We start from the raw sequence: 18,495 nt of genomic DNA, 5'->3' as shown, positions 1-18,495 counted from the left end.
AAATCGAGGAAATCACCACGGGCATCGCGGGCAAACAACTTGGGCATCGCACGCTCCATCTGTCAGAGCGTTGCTACGACCATATGACTTTGCCGCCTCCACGTCGCGACAAATGGACAAAAACTCCAGGCTTTATTGGAGCGGGCTTTATTGGACCGTGGCCGTCAGGCGGGCGACGTTGTCCACGTACCGTGCCGCGAGGGGCCGGCGCATCCAGTCCTCGAGCCGCAGCTCATGGGAGATGTCGCGGTAGGTGTCCTCCACGGCGCGCATGCTGTTGACAATGTCCGCGCCCAGCAGCATCACCGACACCTCGAGGTTCAGGGAGAAGGAGCGCATGTCCATGTTGCTGGAGCCCAGGACCGCCACCTCGTCGTCGATGGTGAAGTGCTTGGCGTGGAGCACGAACGGCGCCTTGTAGAGGTAGATCCGGACGCCGGCCCGCAGCAGGGCCTCGTAGTAGGACTGCTGGGCGTGGTGGACCAGGAACTGGTCGCCCTTCTCGGAGACGAACAGTTCCACGTCCACGCCACGCTGCGCCGCAGTGGTGATGGCGTACAGCAGGGAGTCGTCCGGCACGAAGTAGGGGCTGCAGACGGAAATCCGGTGCTGCGCCGAGTAGATCAGCGTGTTGAAGAGCCGGAGGTTGTTCTCAGTGATGAAGCCCGGGCCGCTGGGCACCACCTGGGCTGTGACCGGGCCAGCCGACGGTTGCGGGGGCAGCTGGAGTTGGTCCTCCAGTGACTCGTCCGTTTCGCTGAGCCAGTCGGTGGCAAAGACGACGTTGAGCGTGGGCACGATCGGGCCGCGCAGGCAGGCCATCAACTCGATCCACTCGCGGCCGGCCTTGCGGTGCTTGGGGTTGTTGTAGGAGGGCTCGATCAGGTTCTGCGACCCCGTGAAGGCGACTTCGCCGTCGATCACCATGATCTTGCGGTGGTTGCGCAGGTCCGGCCGGCGCCACTGGCCGTGGATGGGCAGCAGCGGCAGCATCCGCTTCCACTGGATGCGGCTGGCCTTGAGCCGCTTCAGCAGCCTGTTGTAGCCCTTGATGCGCAGGGTCCCGATGTGGTCGAACAGCACCCGGACCCGGACACCGCGGTCAGCCGCCTCCTCGAGGGCGGTGAGGAGGTCGTCCGTGACGTGGTCGCTGCTCATGATGTAGAACTCGGCGTTGACGAAGCGCTTGGCCTTCCGCACGGCCTCGGTCATGGCGCGGATGGAGTCCGGGTAGCCGGGAATCAGCTCCACATGGTTGCCGTCCACCATGGGGATCGAGCCCAGGCGGCGGTTGAGTTCGGCCGCGGATGTCACCCATTCGGGGCCGGAGTACTCGCTGGCCACGTGGGAAAGTGCAACGCTGCCACGGACCCGCTCGTTGACGAGCTGCTGCTGCTCAATGCGGCGGCGGGACAGCCTGAAGTTTCCGAAGAGCAGGAACAGGATCAGCCCGACGGCTGGCACGAAGAAGATGCCGAGCAGCCAGGCCATGGCCGTGGTGGGCCGCCGGTTGCCCGGGATGATGCCCACCGCCAGGACCCTGATGACCAGGTCCGCGCCGCTGAGCAGCAGGATGAGCCACGCCGGCAGTGTTTCCGCCAGCGGAAATGGCCACAACACAGTTGAAACCCCCGTTATTTCTTACCCCCGCAGCCATTCCGTATGGAGCGGTGAGGCCAGCCTATCGGGCCCTGGCCGCACTAAGCTTGAGGCATGACGTCTCGTACCTCCCACACAGTGCTGGTGTTTCTGGATCCGGACTATCAGAACGGCCGGATTGCGGACCCCGAAAAGCCGCAGCTGATGGCCACGGACCTGGGCGCCACGCGCGGTGACGGGGTGTTCGAGTCCATGCTCGCCGTCGCCGGCCACACCCGGAAGATCCAGGCCCACCTGGACCGGCTGGACCGCTCGGCAGAGGCACTGGACCTTGAGATTCCCGGGCAGGACCACTGGCGCCGCGCTGTGGAAACGGGCGTCTCTGCGTTCCGCTCCGACAACCCGGCCTCCTCCCCGGAGCTGGACGAGGCCGTGGTCAAGCTCATCGTCACCCGCGGCGTGGAGGGCGCGGCCGCCCCCACCTGCTGGGTGCAGGTGTCCCCCGTGGCGGCCGCCGGCCGGCGCCAGCGCGAAACCGGTATCGACGTCATCCTCCTGGACCGCGGCTATGACAGCGATGCCGCCGAGCGCGCCCCGTGGCTGCTGCTCGGCGCCAAGACACTGTCCTACGCCGTGAACATGGCGGCGCTGCGCCACGCCCACAAGCAGGGTGCGGACGATGTCATCTTCACGTCCTCGGACGGCCGCGTGCTGGAGGGCCCCACGTCCACCGTGCTGCTGGCGAACGTTGAGAAGAACGACGCCGGAACAACAGTCAAGCGGCTCGTCACCCCGCAGCTGGACAGCGGCATTCTTCCCGGAACCTCACAGGGCGCCCTGTTCGCCGCGGCCAAGGCCGCCGGCTGGGAACTGGGCTACGGACCGCTGAAGCCCCAGGACCTGGCCGACGCCGACGCCGTCTGGCTGATCTCCAGCATCCGGCTCCTGGCGCCCGTCAACCACATCGACGGCCGCGAAATCGGCACGCCGGCACTCCGCAAGCAGCTGACCGCCGAGCTGAACGAGCTGTTCGCCGGGATCGAGTAGCGCAGGCCTGCGGGGCAGTCCCGGCACGGGCGTTCCCAGCCCGGGCATTCCCTCCCCGGCATTCCCACCCCGGGGAGGCAGGGGTATGGTCTGCCTCATGAACGGGGCAAGCGCCATGAACGGATCAGCGACCGGCCAGCCGGTATCCCTCTGGGTGGCCACGGCCGGCACCACCGCCTACCCGACCTTGGACACAGACGTCGATGTTGACGTTGCCGTCATTGGCGGCGGCATCGCGGGACTGACGGCAGCGCTTGCCCTCAAACGCTCCGGGCAGACGGTGGCGGTGGTCGAAGCCGCCAGGGTGGGCACCGGCGTCACGGGGCACACCACGGGCAAGGTGACCTCGCTGCACCGCCTCGCCTACACGGAGCTGGCAGGCAACCACGGCGACTCCGCCGCCCGCACTTACGGCCAGGCCAACCAGGCAGCGATCGGGCACATCGCCCGCACCGTCGCAGACGAGGGCATCGACTGCGGATTCCGCTGGGTTGCCAACTACACGTACGCGGAGTCCGAGGCGGGCCTGGATCAGGTCCGGGAAGAAGCCAAACTGGCTGCCCGGCTGGGGCTTCCTTCTACCTTCACCACGGACGTGCCGCTCCCGTTTCCGGTTCGGGGTGGGGCGCGCTTCGATGACCAGGCGCAGTTCCACTCCAGCCGGTACCTGCAGGGCCTGGCGCGCGGCGTGGACGGCGGCGGGAGCTTTGTGTTCGAGGACTCCCGGGCACTGTCCTTCCGGGACGGTTCCCCGGCCATGGTCACCACGGAAAACGGTTCTGTCCGGGCCCGGGAAGTCATCGTGGCCACGAACGTGCCCTTCGGCGACGAAGGGCAGTTCGACGCACGCTGCTACCTGCACCGTTCCTACATCGTCGCCAGCCGCATGGAAGGAGCGGCCGCGGATGCCACCTTCATCGGCGCCGACGAGCCCATGAGGTCGATCCTTACGGTCGCCGTCGACGGTGCCAGCTATCTGCTCACCGGAGGTGAGGGCCACAGGGCGTCCGACGGCGGCGATCCCGCCGTCCGGTACAGCCGGCTCGCCGCGTTTGCCCGCGAACAGCTCGGCGCCGGCGAGCCGGCTTTTCGCTGGTCCACTCAGGACGAAATGCCGGTGGACGGACTGCCGTATGTGGGGCTCCTGTCGCCCGAGGCACAGCACGTGCATGTCATCACCGGCCTGCGGAAGTGGGGGCTGAGCAACGGTACAGCAGCGGCACTCATGCTCACCGATGCGCTCTGCGGCCGCGCCAACCCGTGGGCGGCGGTGTTCGACAGCAGCCGGGGCGCACCGGCCTCCGGCACGGCGGCGCCCACCGCACCGGACGCCCCCGCCACCCAGCCTTCCCGCGGCCTTCCCCTTCCGCCGCCGGGCGCGGGAGCAGTCCTGGACCTCGACGGCGGCCCCGTCGCCGTGTACACGGATCCAGGCGGGCTGGCCCACGCCGTCTCCGCCGTCTGCACGCATCTGGGCTGCACCGTGGGCTTCAATGCCGCCGACGGGAGCTGGGACTGCCCCTGCCACGGTTCCCGCTTCGCTCTCGACGGCTCGGTCATCCAGGGCCCGGCCACCAAGAACCTTGCCGCCCGCGACCTGCCCGGCCGGGACGGGGAGCCCGGACCAGGCCGTCCCCGGTAACGAGCTGGACGAGTAACGAATTGGAACCGTTCAAAAAAATGCAGGACAAGCCGGCGCCCTGCGTTGTACTCTTCTTCCACGGTCAACTGCCCGCACCCGCGGCGGTGATGGCACTTGGCCTCGTTCCGGGCTCAGCCGGAACGAGTACGTATAAAGGAATAGCCGATGTCTTGGGACGAGAACGCCCTTCCATTGACAACCTCAACACCCACGGGCTGGGGGGCCCAGGCAGCGTTGCCGGGTGACACGGGGGACCTTGGCGTGCGCTGGCAAGCCCGCCAGATCATCACCGAACTGCTGGCCGAATCAGATCCGGCCACCGAGTGGACCCGCACGCAGCTGCGCGCCCTGGCCGAGGCCCATCCGGACAATCCCGAGCACGCGCTGCTTGAGCACCTTACCGCCACCACAGAGCTGGCCAACGCCGAGAACGGCGCCATCCCGGTGGTTCAGCGGACCCGGGCCGTCGCGGCGCCGGAGCCGGTGCCCTTCACGCGGCGCAGCAGGAACCGCATCGAGGCCATCCTCGCCGACACGATGCTGATGACCGCGTTCCAGCCGATCCGCCGGATTCCGGAGACGGATGTGATCGGCGTCGAGGCCCTCACCCGTTTCGTCAGCGACGACGGTGCCAGCGCGGACCACTGGTTCAGCGAAGCAGAATCCGTCGGGCTGGGCACCGACCTTGAACTCGCGGCACTGCACCGGGCCCTCTCTGTGGCGCAGGCGGTGCCCGAGCACATGTTCGTCGCCCTGAACCTGACGCCGGCTACGTGCGCGGACCCGAGGATCCCGGGGCTCCTGGAGCATTCCCAGCTGGCCATGGACCGGATCGTCATTGACCTGAACGGCGCGATCCCCTTCGACCACTACCCGACGCTGACTGCGGCCCTCGCCCCCCTGCGGCAGCGCGGACTGCGGATCGCCGTGAACGGCGCCGAGGTTGGCTTCACGTCCATGGACCAGGTCCTGGAGCTTCGCCCGGACATCATCAAGCTGGACCGGAGCTTCATCGCGGGCATTGAAAACTCCGAGGGCCAGCGCCTGCGGGCCGCCGCCATGGCCGAGCTCGCCCGCTACATTGACGCTGCCATCGGAGCCCAGGGCGTGGAGACGCCGGAAGAACTCGACGCCCTGACTGAACTTGGCATGGCGGCTGCGCAGGGCTACCTGCTGGGCCGGCCCTCCGTCCACCCGCTGGACTGGAATGCCTGGATCCGTTCCGAAAACGAATCGGCTGCCACCGGCCCGATACCGATCCTGAACTAGTCCTCCGCGAGGTCCGTGGCCAGGCGGATATGGTTGTCCGCCAGCCACACCGGGTTGAATGCCTTGCTCTGGTAGTTGCTGCCCGTGTCAGGGGCGACCGCCACAACCACCGAACCGTGCGGTGCCGCCCTGGCCACCCGGAGCGCCGCTGCCACCGTCAGGCCCGACGACGGCCCCAGGGACAGGCCTTCCTCGTTGAGCAACCGGTGCAGCGTGGTGTACACCTCGTCATTCGGGATCCGCAGGAACCTGTCCAGCAGGCCGAGGTCAAAGACCTTGGGCCAGTCGGGTTTGGGCCAGGAGTTGCCGACGCCGTCCACCAGGATCTGGCCCGGGTGCCCGCCGCTGTAGACCGAGCCGTAGGGGTCCGCGCCGATCACCTCCACGTGGCCGCCGGACTTCTCCTTGAGGTACCGTCCGTTCCCGGTGATCGTGCCGCCGGTGCCCACGCCCGCGACGAAATGCGTGACGCGCCCGGCTGTCTGCGCCCAGATTTCCGGCGCCGTCCCCTCGTAGTGCGCGCGCGGATTGGCCGGGTTGTCGAACTGCAGCGGACGCCATGCGCCGGGAATCTCGGCCGTGATCCTGGCCGCGACTGCCCGCGCGTTTTCCGGCGAGTTCGACGGCGCGCTCCAGTCCGTGAACACCACCCGCGCCCCGTACCGGTTGAGGGCATCCAGCTTCTCCGACGATATGGAATCACCGGTGACCACCACCACGGGATGGCCGGTCAGTGCGCCGATCAGCGCCAGCCCGATCCCGGTGTTCCCCGAGGTGCTTTCAACGATCGTCCCGCCCGGCTGCAGCTCACCGCTGTGCTCCGCGGCCCGGACCATGCTCAGCGCGGTCCGGTCCTTGATGGACCCGCCGGGGTTCTCCGATTCGAGCTTGACGAAAACAGTGCTTCCCAGTCCGCGGCTCAGTACCTCCAGCGGGACCAGCGGGGTGTTCCCCACCCGGGCCAGCACGGCGTCGGCGTCCACGGCGGGATCCAGTATGGGCGCCACATGCCGTGCCTGGCGGCCGCTCCCCGTCACGGTTGTCATGGTTCTCCTCGTCCAGAGTTTGTACGGCCAAAGTTAGTACCGCCAGAGTTTGCACGGCCATGGTTCTGATCCCCGGCATCCTGCCCGCCGACATCCGCGCTGCGGTCATTCATTTCCGGGGCCGGCGTCTGCAACTCGGGCAGCCCTGCCAGCAAATCCTTCAGCGCAGCGCGCGCATCCTCCACCAGCGCCGCCGCCGGCAGTTGCCGGGAGAGCAACTCCGAGAGGAGCGCTACGACTGCTGCGGTGCCAGTACCCAGTTCCCGGGTTTCGGCCTCCCGCAGGTCCGTGTCCTGCGCCTCCGCCAGGAGGTACGACGCCGTCAGCGCCTCTATGGTGAGGAGCCTGGCCGCGGCCTCCACCGAGCGCTCCAGCTGCTGGAGGGCCAGCGGGGCCAGCGTCGAGTGGTCCTCCACATCCGCGGACAGGGTGGGGGCCCCCAGCGTGGCAGGCGCTGCCAGGAACTTCAGTTCGGCCAGCAGGCCTGCGGCCGAGTACCAGAGCAGTCCCGGCAGGTCTTCGGACGCGAGCGGTGTGCCTGCCCGGGCCGCCTCCAGGTTGAGCTGCCGGATCAGCCGCTGCGGCGGATAGAGCTTGGCGATGCGCCGCTCGCTGCTGATCCCCACGTGTGCCAGTCCCAGCCGCAGCGCCTCGAACGCCAGGGCCAGCTGCATGGGCTGGAAGTTCCCGCCGGACACCATGAGGCCCGAGGCCACGTCCGTCAGCGGGTTGTCGCCGCGGCCGTTGAGTTCCACCTCGAGCGCCTCGGCCAGGGCGCCCACCTGGGCCCGGAACGCACCGTGCGTCTGCGGCGCGGCGCGGAAGGACAGCGAATCCTGCACGGACACCTGCCGCCGCGGATCCTCCAGCCAGCCGCCGCGCAGCAGGCGGCGGACGTTGGCGGCCGAGACGCGCTGGCCGTCCACCGCCTTGGCGGACTGCACAGCCGGCGAGAACGGGCTGAGGTTCCCGCCGCCGTCGTACCTTGCGGTGGCCTCAAGGGACAGCGCCAGCGCGGTGTCCGCCAGATCTGCGAGCCACTGGAGGCGGCGGAGTTCCAGCGCGCCGGCACCGATGGAATAGGAGTTGGCGCTGACCAGCGCCAGGGCCTCCCCCGGTGCCAGGACAAGCGGTTCCAGCCCGGCGGCGGCGAGCGCTTCCCCTCCACCGGTCAGTCCGCCGTCGGGAGCCAGCGCCTGCCCTTCCCCGATGGCGACGGCGGCAACCGCCGCCAGATGGGTGAGGTCCGATGAGCCGACGGACCCGTCGCGCGGAACGGCCGGCACCACGCCCCTGTTCAGCAGTTCGGCGTAGAACCGGGCAGTTTCCGGGCGCACGCCCGAGCCTCCGCGGGTGAACCCGATGAGCCGGGCCAGGATGAGGGCGCGGACTTCATCCCCGTCCAGCAGTGCACCGACGCCGCTGTGGTGGTAGCGCACCACCTGCACCTGGAAGTCGAGGATGGAGTCCTTGTCCACGGCCGTGTCCCGGCCGGAGCCGAGAAGGGTGTTGAGTCCGTAGACCCGGTGGCCGGAATCGATGGCCGCCTGCACCACCTCACGGGAGAGCCCCACGAGCTCAAGGGCCTCGGCGCTGAGGACCACCTCCACGGCGGGATCGGCCGCTGCCGCCGCCACGTCGCCGGCCCGGATGTGGGCCGTGCCGATCAAAAACGTCCCCCGGCGGGCACGAGACACCAGTCCGTGGTTGCTCCCGGCCACTGCCATGGCGTTAGAAGTCCAGCAGGTTCCGGCGGAAGCCGCCTTCGCCGTAGCTCGTCCGCAGCAGTCCACGCCTGCGCAGCACCGGCGCCAGCCTGTCCAGCACGCCGTGAATGGTGGCAGGGTCCACGAAGCCGGAGAAGAGGAAGCCGTCGCCGCCCACCGCGGCCCCGGTTTCCTCCAGGTAGTCGGCGATTTCCTCGGCGGTGCCGATGATGCTGTCGCCTGCGCCGCCGCTGCGTGCCTGCAGGATCTGCCGCAGGGTGGAACCCGGCGGCGCCGCCTTGGAGAAGTGCTCCAGGGTTCCCTGGTTGCTGTTGGTGCTCAGTTCCGGCAGCGGCGCATCAAGGTCGAACTGCTTGAAGTCGATGACGGACAGGTAGGAGATGGAGTTGAGCTGGCTGTCGATGTCCCGCTGCGTGAGCTCCCGGCGCGCGGCCCGCAGGTCCTCCGCCTCGGCCCTGGAACCGGTCACGGTGGGTTTCAGGACAAACAGCACCTTGACGTCGTCGGGGTTCCGGCCGGCCCCGGCGGCTTCTGCGCGGATCGAGTCCCGGTACGCCTTCATGCCGTCCACACCGCGGGCCAGGGCAATGGCAACGTCGGCGTTCGCACCGGCGAAGGCCTTGCCCCGCGGGGATGCCCCGGCCTGCACCAGCACCGGTTCCTCCGGCAGCGGTGCCGTGTTGAGCGGTCCGCGGACCTTGAAGAACTCCCCGTCGTGGTGGATGGGCCGGACCTTGGTGTGGTCCGCGAAGATGCCAGCCCCGGCGTCCTCCAGGATGGCGTCCGGTTCCCAGCTGCGCCACAGCTTGCGGACCACGTCCACGAACTCCTCGGCCTTCTCGTAGCGGAGGTCGTGCTCGATCTGCTGGTCCAGTCCGTAGTTCTGCGCGGCCAGGTCACTGCCGGAGGTCACCACGTTCCAGCCGAGCTGCCCGTTGGAGAAGTGCTGGAGCGTGGCCAGCAGCCGGGCCGCGGTGAAGGGCGGATAGAAGGAGGCGCTGATGGTGGGCACAATGCCCAGGTGCTCGGTGGCGGACAGCAGGTACGGCACCAGCGCCAGCGGATCGTGCTTGGGCGCGAAGGACGCCTGCGCCAGTGAGACCTCCGCGCTGCCGCCGTAGGTATCGGGGACGGTGAGTGAGTCCTCGATGATGAACAGGTCCAGCCCGGCCCGCTCGAACTCCCGGACCGCATGCTGGTAGGGGGCGGGCTTCTTCCAGTCGTAGCCGATTCCGTAGCCGGGCGTCCCCCAGCCCTGGACCCCGAAGCCATGGCCCACAAACCATCCAAAGTGCAGCATGGGAGTCACTGTATTCGGGGTCGAATCATTCACAGCGGCCTGGTTTCATCCGGCGTTACGGCGGGTCATCTCCCGTCATTATCCTCCCGGCCGTCGGCTTTGTAACCGCAACGCGGGGTCAGTTACCGCCGCTTCCGGGGCCCCGATTCGGCCGTATCTGACCCCGCGTTTCTTTCGATGCGTTACGGAAGATGACGACGGCGGCGGTGCGTGCCGCCGTCGTCAGTGTTACGTTTTTCGGGAGTAATGAGTACCGGCATTAAGCCCTGACTGGCCGGTCGGCAACCCTCCTTCCACGGCGGGGTGCCTCAGGTGAATACTCGGCATATCGACCACTTCGAGCTGCAAGCGTGAGAAAAGGAGATCCGTCGTGTCAGACGCCCCCGCCGTTGCAACACTGCCGTCCCAGCAGGATAAACCTGAGGAAAAGCTGTCCTACCGCCTCATCACGGGCCCGGACGACCGGGCGTTCTGTGAGCGCATCTCGGCGGCCCTTGCTGAGGGATACGTGCTGCACGGCAGCCCGGCCGCCACCTTCAACGGCACCAGCGTCATTGTTGCCCAGGCCGTCATCCTGCCGGCCGCGATCGCCAGCGCAGATGCCGCCGTCGCCACGGCCGTTGACCGGCTGGACTCCGACGAGGACCTCAGCGCGGAAGCATACGAGGGCCACGCATGAGCTACGCCGGCGACGTCAGCCCGCAGGACGCGTGGGCCAAGCTCGAGGAGGGCGCCATCCTGGTGGATGTGCGCACCGAGGGCGAATGGGCGCACATCGGCATTCCGGACACCAAGGCCACGGACAACGATCCCCTGTTCATCCAGTGGACCTTTCCCGGCGGCATTCCCAACCCCGGGTTCGTCGAGCAGCTGAAGCAGCAGGCCCCGGAGGACTCCACCGTGGAGCTGCTCTTCCTCTGCCGCTCCGGCCAGCGCTCCATCGCCGCCGCCATTGCCGCCACGCAGGCCGGCTTCACGGCCTACAACGTCCTCGAAGGATTCGAGGGCGAGCCCGACCGCTACGGTGAGCGCACCGTGAACGGCTGGAAGAACCGCGGCCTGCCGACGAACCTGGGAAAGAACTAAGTTGACCTTTAATCACGACGCCGCCGGCTGGAGCCCCGATACCCAGGCCGTCCGCGGCGGGCTTGACCGCACCAATTTCCAGGAAACCACGGAGCCCGTCTTCCTGAACTCCGGGTTCGTCTACGAATCCGCCGCGGCCGCCGAGCGCGCCTTCACCGGCGAGGACGAACGCTTCGTCTACTCGCGCTACGGCAACCCGTCCGTGGCCACTTTCCAGGAGCGGCTGCGCCTGCTCGAAGGCACGGAGGCGTGCTTTGCGACGGCGTCCGGCATGTCCGCCGTCTTCACCGCCCTGGGTGCGCTGCTGGGGGCCGGGGACCGCGTGGTGGCCAGCCGTTCCCTGTTCGGCTCCTGCTTCGTCATCCTCAACGAAATCCTGCCCCGCTGGGGCGTGGAGACGGTGTTCGTGGACGGCCCGGACCTTGATCAGTGGCGCGACGCCCTCTCGGTTCCCACGACGGCGGTCTTCTTCGAATCCCCGTCCAATCCGATGCAGGAGATCGTGGACATCGCGGCGGTCAGTGAACTCGCCCACGCCGCCGGCGCCAAGGTGGTGGCGGACAACGTCTTCGCCACCCCGCTGCTGCAGCGCTGCGGGGACCTCGGCGCGGACGTGATCGTCTACTCCGGCACCAAGCACATCGACGGCCAGGGCCGTGTGATGGGCGGGGCGATTCTTGGCACCAAGGAATTCATCGACGGCCCGGTCAAGCAGCTCATGCGCCACACCGGCCCGGCGCTCTCCTCGTTCAACGCCTGGGTCCTCACCAAGGGCCTGGAGACCATGTCCCTGCGTGTGAACCACTCCTCCGCCACGGCGCTGCGCCTTGCAGAATGGCTCGAAGCGCAGCCTGCCGTCAACTGGGTCAAGTACCCGTTGCTCAAGTCGCACCCGCAGTATGAACTGGCGGCCAGGCAGATGAAGGCCGGCGGCACCGTCCTCACGCTGGAACTTGCGACGACGGCCGGGCAGTCGGGCAAGGAAGCTGCCTTCGCGCTGCTGGACGCCCTGAAGATCATCGACATCTCCAACAACCTGGGCGACGCCAAGTCCCTCATCACGCATCCCGCCACCACGACGCACAGGGCCATGGGGCCCGAAGGCCGCGCCGCGATCGGGCTCAGCGATGGGGTGGTGCGGCTGTCCGTCGGCCTTGAGGATGCGGATGACCTGATGGCGGACCTGGAGCAGGCGCTCAAGCAGATCTGACTGTTCCGGGTTAAATCCTTATCCGCTCTGATCCTTCTTCAGACCCTCCGTGAGATCCGGCCCTTCGGGGCCGGATCTTTTGCTTCCGATGGCGGGCTGTGAACGTGCGTTGCGCCGCGCGTCCCTTCGTTTAGGGCGTCCTTGAGAACCGGTGGGCGGGCACGCTTTAGTGGGTGGACAGGCAGGGTTTACCCAGGGTTTACACGGCCGGTCTTGTTAGGCTGCATAAGCACTGGGCAGACTCGTTAACAACCTGATGAACCGTCGCACCCCTGCCGGTTCAGCACCCACCGAAGGACGGACGCAGCGGTGCGTCCGGGGCGCCGCAGCCGCAAAAGCCGTTGCCGGCCGCTCCCTGACCGGAAGGAACGCCATGGCCGGAGTATTTGAAGTTTTCGTCGACACAGAGTCCCAGTACCGGTTCCGGCTGATGGCCCCCAATGGAACCGTCCTGGCAGTCTCCGCACCCTTCGAGGACAAGCGCGCGGCCGCGGCCGGAATCGCCGACGTCCGCGAGTGCGCCGGGACGGGGCTCATCACGGATCTGTCGGCGGCGGCCCCGAAGGTCCACGGGTCCGCTCCGGCAGAGGCCGCCGCGGCAGTTCCTGCGCCGGTACCGGCCCAGGCCGTCCCGGCGCGGTCCGACCACGGCAGGCAGGGATTCGGGAAGAAGCGCGCGCCGTCGGAGGTGTCCGGCCCCCGGACGGCGGGGCACTGGAGGCCATCAGCCCCGGCGGCCCCGCTCCGCTGGACCGCCGGGGCAGCCTAGCGCCGGGGGTCCAGATCTGGGCGCAGCCCTGCCCCGTGCGGCAGGATGTGGATTATGCCAATCGATGTCGACGAGGTGCGCACACAGACCCGGGGTGTCCTGAACGTAGTCCATTTCAATAACGCGGGAAGTTCCCTCATGCCCCGTCCTGTTGTGGACACCGTCGTGGGCCATCTGCGCCGCGAGGAGGAAATCGGCGGTTATGAAGCGGCAGAGGAAGCCTCCGGCCGGCTTGAAAACGTCTATTCCTCGGTGGCCCGGCTGATCGGAGCCCGGCCGGACGAGGTTGCCCTGGCGGAGAACGGCAGCCGGGCCTGGGCGGCGGCGGTCTACAGCCTTCCTTTCATTCCCCGCGGGCGGCTGCTGATCGGCCGCACCGAGTATGCCGGGAATGTCCTCGCACTTCGGCAGCTGGCGGAGCGCCATGACCTCGAGATTGTGGTTCTGCGGGACGACGAACACGGACAGGTCGACGTGGAACACCTGCAGTCGGAACTCGAGCATGGCAACGTCGCCATGGTTGCCCTGACTCATGTCCCAATGGCGAACGGTCTGGTTAATCCGGCGGCCGAGGTCGGAAAGCGTTGCCGTGCAGCCGGGGTGATGTTTGTGCTCGACGCGTGCCAGTCAGTGGGCCAGATGCCTCTGGACGTGCAGGCTTTGGGCTGCGACGTGCTGGCAGGCACGGGACGGAAATTTCTGCGCGGACCGCGGGGCACGGCGTTCCTCTACGTGCGCGCAGCAGTCCTCGAACAGCTGAAGCCACCCATGCTGGATGGGCACTCTGCCAGTCCAGCCGGGGCCTCCGGCTTTGAAATCCGCAGCGACGCCCGGCGCTTCGAGAGCTGGGAGAGCAGTGCCGCCGGAAGGCTGGGGCTGGGACGGGCCGCCGATTACGCCCTGGCCCTGGGCCTGGACGCGGTGCAGGAGCGGGTGGCCGGGCTTGCTGAGCTGCTGCGGACAGAACTGGCGGCGGTACCGGGCGTGACGGTCCATGACGGCGGAATCACACGCTGCGGCATCGTCACCTTCTCGGTTGCCGGCCGCGAGGCCGGCGGCATCAGGCGTCAGCTGGCAGAGCACCGGATCAATGTCTCGGCGGTTCCCCGCCCCCACTCATCCTGCACGGGGACACCGCCTGTGCCGGAAATGCTGGTGCGGGCCTCCGTTCATTACTACAACACAGAAGCCGAAGTTCAGCTTGCTTGTGCCAGGGTCATGGCAAAGCGCCCCTGACGGTCAGTCCACTGCCCCGCTACGGAGAACCCGGCTGATTCCAGCTCGTTGACCACGCCTTCAAGCCGAAATTTGGCGGAAATCTCGGTCCGCAGTTCCTCGCCCTCATGAAAACTTACTTCCAGGCCAACCCCCGGCAGCCGCACCAGCATCGGCCTGCTGGCACGCAGCCGCATTTCGATCCATTCCTCCTGGGGCATCCAGACGGCGACGTGTTCGAAGGCCATCACGTCGAAGTCACCGCCCAACTGGGTATTGAGAACCCGGAGGACGTTCCGGTTGAAGTCAGCGGTGACACCATCGGCGTCGGCATATGCCGGCACAAGGACGGCCGGTGACTTCACCAAGTCCGTCCCGAGAAGCAGCGAGCCGCCATCACCCTCAAGGAGCTCCCGCACCCCGGACAGGAAGCGGGCCCTGGCGGTCGGCTCAAAATTGCCGATGGTGCCGCCCAGAAACGCCACCATACGGCGTCCCTCCCGGGGGAGCACATGCAACTGGGTCTCGAAATCCGCTGCCACCGCGTCCAGATTGAGGCCTGGAAATTGCGGCGCTAATTCGTTTCGTGCCTCCAGCAACGCGCTGTCGCTGACATCCACGGCAACGTACCGCCGAAGGTGTCCCGCCTGCCCCAGGGCGTCCAGCAGCAGCGGGGTCTTCCTGGAGGATCCGGACCCGAGCTCGATGAGTGTTTCCGCCGGGCACGCGGCCGCCATCTCGCCGGCAAAAAGCTCAAGCACCTCGCGTTCGGCGCGGGTTGGGTAGTACTCCGGCAGGCCCGTGATGCGCTCAAAGAGCTCGCTGCCCAGCTTGTCGTAGAACCACTTGGGCGGCAGCGTCTTCGGCGACGTGCTGAGCCCTGCGAGCACGTCGCTGCGCAGGCTTCGCTCCAAGTGGTCCGGGGGCAGGTGGTGAATGATGTCGGAACGGCCGGAAGAGATGCTCATGGTGCTACCTGTTCCTTCGTGAGGTTGTAAATCGGGCGTACGTCGACCGTGCTGGCCGTCGCGGTCAGAACGCAGTTGTCCGGCACCTCGTGCCAGCCGGGGCCGTCGTCGAACGGCTCACTCGCCACCACAACGTTCCCTGAACCCTCCCGCCAAAAGAGGGTGTCACCGGCAGCCGTGGCCGCTATGCGCGTCCCGTCGGTCAGCAGGAAGTTCAAGCGCCCGCCGGCAACCGCGGCGACGTCCCTGACCACCCGGGCCAGGGCATCCGCGGCGGGGTCCCCGGCGTCCAGCCGTTCCTGGACGAGGGCCCAAAGCAGCGCGGAATCGGCCTGGGCCTCGAGCGCCAGCAGGCGCGACGCAGGAATCGAGGCCGCCAGTGCCGCCACGGCATCCGGCCAGCCCTCGACCCGTCCGTTGTGGCTGAAAAGCCACGGCCCGCAGGCATAGGGCGCGGCGGCCGATTCCTCAAGCGACATTCCCCACGTGGCTGACCTGACTGCCGCCAGCACGGCAGCACTGGAAGTCACCCTGGCGACGTCGGCGAAGGACCTGTCCGCCCAGATCGGTATGGAACGGCGGTAGCGTGCAGGCACAGGATCCCCGGACGCGTACCAGCCGACGCCGAAACCGTCCGCGTTTACGGTCCCGTACCGCTGGCGCCGGGGAGCCCAGGATTGTGTCAGGAGACCATTGCCGGGACTGAGCAGCAGCTCCGCCAGCGGAACCGGAGCCCCGAGATAAGCCAGATGGCGGCACATCGGCTACCGCCCCCCGGTCTCGACGGCGTCACGGGCCGTGCGGAATCCGGCGAAGATCTGGCGCCGGATCGGATAGTCCCAATTCCGGAACGTCGCACGGCACGCGGCAGGATCGGCCGCCCAGGAGCCTCCCCGGAGCACCTTATAGTCGGAACCGAAAAAGACCTCGCTGTATTCGCGGTACGGGAAGGCGGTGAAACCCGGGTAGGGACCGAAGTCCGAGGAGACCCATTCCCAGACATCACCCATGAGCTGGCGAACACCCAGGGGTGACGCACCATCCGGAAACGAGCCGGCGGGGGCGGGGCGGAGGAGGGCTCCGCTGAGGTTCGCGTGATGCGGGGCGGGGTCGTCGTCGCCCCACGGATAGCGCAGGGAACGGCCGGACGAGGGATCATACCGGGCCGCTTTTTCCCACTCGGCTTCGGTGGGCAGCCGGCGTCCGGCCCAGCGGGCATAGGCGTCCGCCTCGTACCAGCACACGTGCTGCACCGGCTCATCGTCGGGCACCGGTTCAACAACGCCAAACCGGGCCCTGACCCACCTGTCACCGTCACGTTCCCAGTACTTGGGTGCCACCAGTTCGGCTTCCCTGCAGTGGTCCCAGCCCGGCCCGGTCCACCAGCGCGGATTCCGGTAGCCGCCGTCGTCGATGAAGTGCCGGTAGTCGCCGTTGGTCACCGGAAGCGTATCGATCCAGTAGCCGGGCACGTCCACGGAGTGGGCCGGACGTTCGTTGTCCAGCGCCCACGGCTCCAGCGAGGTTCCCATGGTGAACGGGCCGGCAGGAACCAGCACCTCCTTCGGGAGCGCATCCATGGGCCGTGGCAGGACACCGGCCGGCAGCGGCTGGCCGTGCAGGACCGGCGTGCCGACCCGGAGCTGGTGCGTGGCCAGCATTGTCTCGTCGTGCTGCTGCTCGTGCTGGATGATCATCCCGAACGCGAAGCCCCGGTCCACCAGCGGGGAGCCCTCCAAGGGACTCCGGTCCAGGACGTCGAGCGCCTTGTCGCGGACCTCGGCGATGTACTTCCGGGACTCCTGCGGCGAGAGCAGCGGCAGCGAGGGCCGGCTGCTGCGCGAATGCTGGAATGCGTCATACATTTCGTCAATGTCGCACCGCAGCGGCTCCATTTTGCCAACGTCGCGCACCAGCCACAGCTCCTCCTGGCTGCCAACGTGCGCCAGGTCCCAGACCAGCGGCGACATCAGCGGAGAGTGCTGCTTCAGCAGATCCTCCTCGTCGCACTCGGTCAGCCTGTGGGTGCGGTTCCTGGCCCGTTCCAGTCCGGCCGCAATGAAGGTCCTGAGGGTTGCGGGGTCGGCGGGTGCGCCGGTGTGGTCACTTTGCATTGTCGCCGTCCTCCTCGTGCTGCGGCCCGGCAAAGCAGCTGCCGGTCCGGGCCCACCTGTCCATCCGTTCGTCCGCCGGGCAGCGGCCACGCGCCGTGTAGCGCTCAACGAAGTCCTCGGTCCGGGCCCGCGTTACAGCGTCCGCCCCCAACCGGGGCAAAGCCGCCAGGGCAGCTTCGGCGCAGTCAAGGGCGGCCGAGGCGAGCACCGGATTCGTCAATCCGTCGCGGGCTGCGGTCCGCATGGCATCGGGCAGCAAGGCAGCCGGGGCGCACACGGCCGCAGCCGCGTCGGCGGCGTCTTCGTCTTCCATGAGCGCCATGACCATCGCCGCGGCCGGCTCCCAGTCATGGCCGGCCTGGGCATCGATGACCCGGAGTTCCATGAATCCGCGTGGCCTGACCGGCGGAAAAAGCGTGGTGAGGTGGTAATCCAGATCCCTGAGGGTTGCGGGCCGGGGACCCGCGCCGCGGAGCCAGTCCCGCATCCTCAGTCCCCGCGGCGCGTCCCAGCAGGATTCCGGTGAAGGTATGCACAGCACCAGGGCGTCGAGGGCGTAGCGCGCCCAGTCCTGCCGCGGATCCCCCGACGAAGGGACGGCGGCGGTCCGGGTGGGGTCAATGGCCAGCCAGGTGCGTTGCCGGTTGCTGCGCCATCCGCTGGGCAGGCCGTGGGCGAAAGGGGAATTGGCGAACATGGCTACCAGGACCGGCAGGAGGGTGTGCAGCCGGGACCAGCGCTGGGCTGCGCCAGTGGGCCCGGGGGCGTCGGATCCGGCGTCCAGTGAAACCTGGAGCGAAGCCGTGGAGCACATCATCGTTCGCCCGTCGGGGCCGAAGGAGTTGAAGTGCCGTTCCATGGATGCATACCGCGGATGCTCCAGGGACCGGACGGCCGGCCGGTCCGGGTCAAGAGCCAGCGGACCAAAGCACAGGCCAGCATCCGCAAGCCGGGTCCCGACGGCGGCGAGGTCGGCCCGGGTTGCCCCCATCAGGGCGGGAAGACTGGGCGCGCAGGCGGAGCTGACCTCCAGCTGGCCGCCCGGCTCGAAGCTGATCACACCACCGCCGGGCAACCGCCCCACCGACGCCGCCATCGCCTCCTTCACGCGTGCAACGGTGACCGGGATACGGGGATCCACGACGTCGTGCACCAGTCGCTCAACCTCGACTCCGGCCGCGCCCGGCGGACCGGTCTTAAAGCACACGGAGGCCACATAGACCTCAGCCTCGGATTCAGAAAGCGGACGGATGTCACGATCGGCCTGTATCGACGGGTTCACTCGGCACACCTTCCGACGGCGTTGTCTTCAGGCGGCAAGCTAAACAGCCCCTTTTCCGCCCTGTCAACGATCCGGGCGGCAGAAACCGTTTCTGTGACAGGGCAGCACTGTGATTTCCCGCCGCCGGACGTGGTTCTTGCGGCCGAATTATGACGGCCGGCCCGGATTCACGAACCCAGCAGTAACTTTACTTAGGTAAGCCTTAACTAATATCCTCTTTC

General features: G+C 67.9%; 16 protein-coding genes and 1 riboswitch. Of the genes, 8 read left to right on the top strand and 8 right to left on the bottom strand.

All coding sequences use genetic code 11. The annotated features are described in order from the left end of the window. Positions 1-147: 147 nt before the first annotated feature. A complete protein-coding gene (gene cls, locus ACFRAH_RS20555) occupies positions 148-1,620 on the bottom strand; it encodes a cardiolipin synthase (RefSeq protein ID WP_377992762.1) in 1,473 nt (490 codons plus the stop codon). Between the two features lie 93 nt (positions 1,621-1,713). Between cls and ACFRAH_RS20550 the strand changes: the two genes are divergently transcribed. The 3 genes from ACFRAH_RS20550 (at position 1,714) to ACFRAH_RS20540 (ending at position 5,557) form a co-directional block, all read left to right on the top strand. Beyond that, the gene (locus ACFRAH_RS20550) at positions 1,714-2,646 is read left to right on the top strand and encodes an aminodeoxychorismate lyase (protein WP_377992761.1); all 933 of its coding nucleotides are present in this window, start codon (positions 1,714-1,716) and stop codon (positions 2,644-2,646) included. A gap of 97 nt (positions 2,647-2,743) precedes the next feature. Next, a complete protein-coding gene (locus tag ACFRAH_RS20545; protein ID WP_377992760.1) occupies positions 2,744-4,288 on the top strand; it encodes an FAD-dependent oxidoreductase in 1,545 nt (514 codons plus the stop codon). Positions 4,289-4,453: 165 nt separating this feature from the next. Further along, positions 4,454-5,557 (top strand): EAL domain-containing protein, encoded by a 1,104-nt coding sequence (locus tag ACFRAH_RS20540; protein WP_377992759.1) that lies wholly within the window; start codon positions 4,454-4,456, stop codon positions 5,555-5,557. Here the strand turns inward: ACFRAH_RS20540 and ACFRAH_RS20535 are convergent. From ACFRAH_RS20535 to ACFRAH_RS20525, 3 genes are read right to left on the bottom strand one after another with little or no spacing between them, the layout of a single operon-like run. Beyond that, positions 5,554-6,603 (bottom strand): PLP-dependent cysteine synthase family protein, encoded by a 1,050-nt coding sequence (locus tag ACFRAH_RS20535; RefSeq protein ID WP_377992758.1) that lies wholly within the window; start codon positions 6,601-6,603, stop codon positions 5,554-5,556. The two genes, ACFRAH_RS20540 and ACFRAH_RS20535, sit on opposite strands and share 4 nt — an antisense overlap. Next, positions 6,600-8,300 carry an aromatic amino acid ammonia-lyase gene (locus ACFRAH_RS20530; RefSeq protein ID WP_377992757.1) on the bottom strand — a complete coding sequence of 567 codons (1,701 nt, stop codon included), beginning with the start codon at positions 8,298-8,300 and terminating at the stop codon, positions 6,600-6,602. Before ACFRAH_RS20530 ends, ACFRAH_RS20535 begins: the two co-directional genes overlap by 4 nt. A 34-nt stretch (positions 8,301-8,334) precedes the next feature. Next, positions 8,335-9,630 (bottom strand): NtaA/DmoA family FMN-dependent monooxygenase, encoded by a 1,296-nt coding sequence (locus ACFRAH_RS20525; protein ID WP_377992756.1) that lies wholly within the window; start codon positions 9,628-9,630, stop codon positions 8,335-8,337. Between the two features lie 242 nt (positions 9,631-9,872). Next, a riboswitch (SAM riboswitch) is annotated at positions 9,873-9,987 on the top strand. A 13-nt stretch (positions 9,988-10,000) separates the two neighbouring features. Here ACFRAH_RS20525 and ACFRAH_RS20520 point away from each other — a divergent pair. The 5 genes from ACFRAH_RS20520 to ACFRAH_RS20500 all read left to right on the top strand — a co-directional run bounded on the left by ACFRAH_RS20520 (position 10,001) and on the right by ACFRAH_RS20500 (position 13,931). After that, on the top strand, positions 10,001-10,309 hold the full coding sequence (locus tag ACFRAH_RS20520) for a DUF1737 domain-containing protein (RefSeq protein WP_377992755.1): 309 nt from the start codon (positions 10,001-10,003) through the stop codon (positions 10,307-10,309). Continuing rightward, complete coding sequence (locus tag ACFRAH_RS20515; RefSeq protein WP_377992754.1) at positions 10,306-10,716, top strand: rhodanese-like domain-containing protein; 411 nt, start codon at positions 10,306-10,308, stop codon at positions 10,714-10,716. Before ACFRAH_RS20520 ends, ACFRAH_RS20515 begins: the two co-directional genes overlap by 4 nt. A 1-nt stretch (position 10,717) precedes the next feature. Continuing rightward, positions 10,718-11,926, top strand: coding sequence for an O-succinylhomoserine sulfhydrylase (locus tag ACFRAH_RS20510; RefSeq protein ID WP_377992753.1), 1,209 nt, complete (start codon positions 10,718-10,720; stop codon positions 11,924-11,926). Positions 11,927-12,182: 256 nt separating this feature from the next. After that, the gene (locus ACFRAH_RS20505) at positions 12,183-12,695 is read left to right on the top strand and encodes a YegP family protein (RefSeq protein ID WP_377992752.1); all 513 of its coding nucleotides are present in this window, start codon (positions 12,183-12,185) and stop codon (positions 12,693-12,695) included. 54 nt (positions 12,696-12,749) lie between these two features. Then, positions 12,750-13,931, top strand: a complete 1,182-nt coding sequence (locus ACFRAH_RS20500) for an aminotransferase class V-fold PLP-dependent enzyme (protein ID WP_377992751.1) — start codon at positions 12,750-12,752, stop codon at positions 13,929-13,931. Here ACFRAH_RS20500 and egtD read toward each other — a convergent pair. Genes egtD through egtA form a run of 4 tightly spaced genes read right to left on the bottom strand, consistent with a single transcriptional unit; the run spans position 13,892 to position 18,274 of the window. Next, positions 13,892-14,878, bottom strand: a complete 987-nt coding sequence (gene egtD / locus ACFRAH_RS20495) for an L-histidine N(alpha)-methyltransferase (RefSeq protein WP_377992750.1) — start codon at positions 14,876-14,878, stop codon at positions 13,892-13,894. The genes ACFRAH_RS20500 and egtD overlap by 40 nt on opposite strands. After that, positions 14,875-15,639: an ergothioneine biosynthesis protein EgtC gene (gene egtC, locus ACFRAH_RS20490; RefSeq protein WP_377992749.1), complete on the bottom strand. Its 765-nt coding sequence runs from the start codon at positions 15,637-15,639 to the stop codon at positions 14,875-14,877. Before egtC ends, egtD begins: the two co-directional genes overlap by 4 nt. A gap of 3 nt (positions 15,640-15,642) precedes the next feature. Further along, complete coding sequence (gene egtB, locus ACFRAH_RS20485) at positions 15,643-16,992, bottom strand: ergothioneine biosynthesis protein EgtB (protein WP_377992748.1); 1,350 nt, start codon at positions 16,990-16,992, stop codon at positions 15,643-15,645. Further along, positions 16,982-18,274: an ergothioneine biosynthesis glutamate--cysteine ligase EgtA gene (gene egtA / locus ACFRAH_RS20480; RefSeq protein WP_377992747.1), complete on the bottom strand. Its 1,293-nt coding sequence runs from the start codon at positions 18,272-18,274 to the stop codon at positions 16,982-16,984. The genes egtB and egtA overlap by 11 nt, the downstream gene beginning before the upstream one ends. Positions 18,275-18,495: the final 221 nt, after the last annotated feature.

Source organism: Arthrobacter sp. NPDC056727, assembly GCF_042790555.1.
GTDB lineage: Bacteria > Actinomycetota > Actinomycetes > Actinomycetales > Micrococcaceae > Arthrobacter.
This window is presented reverse-complemented; position numbering and strand designations above follow the sequence as displayed.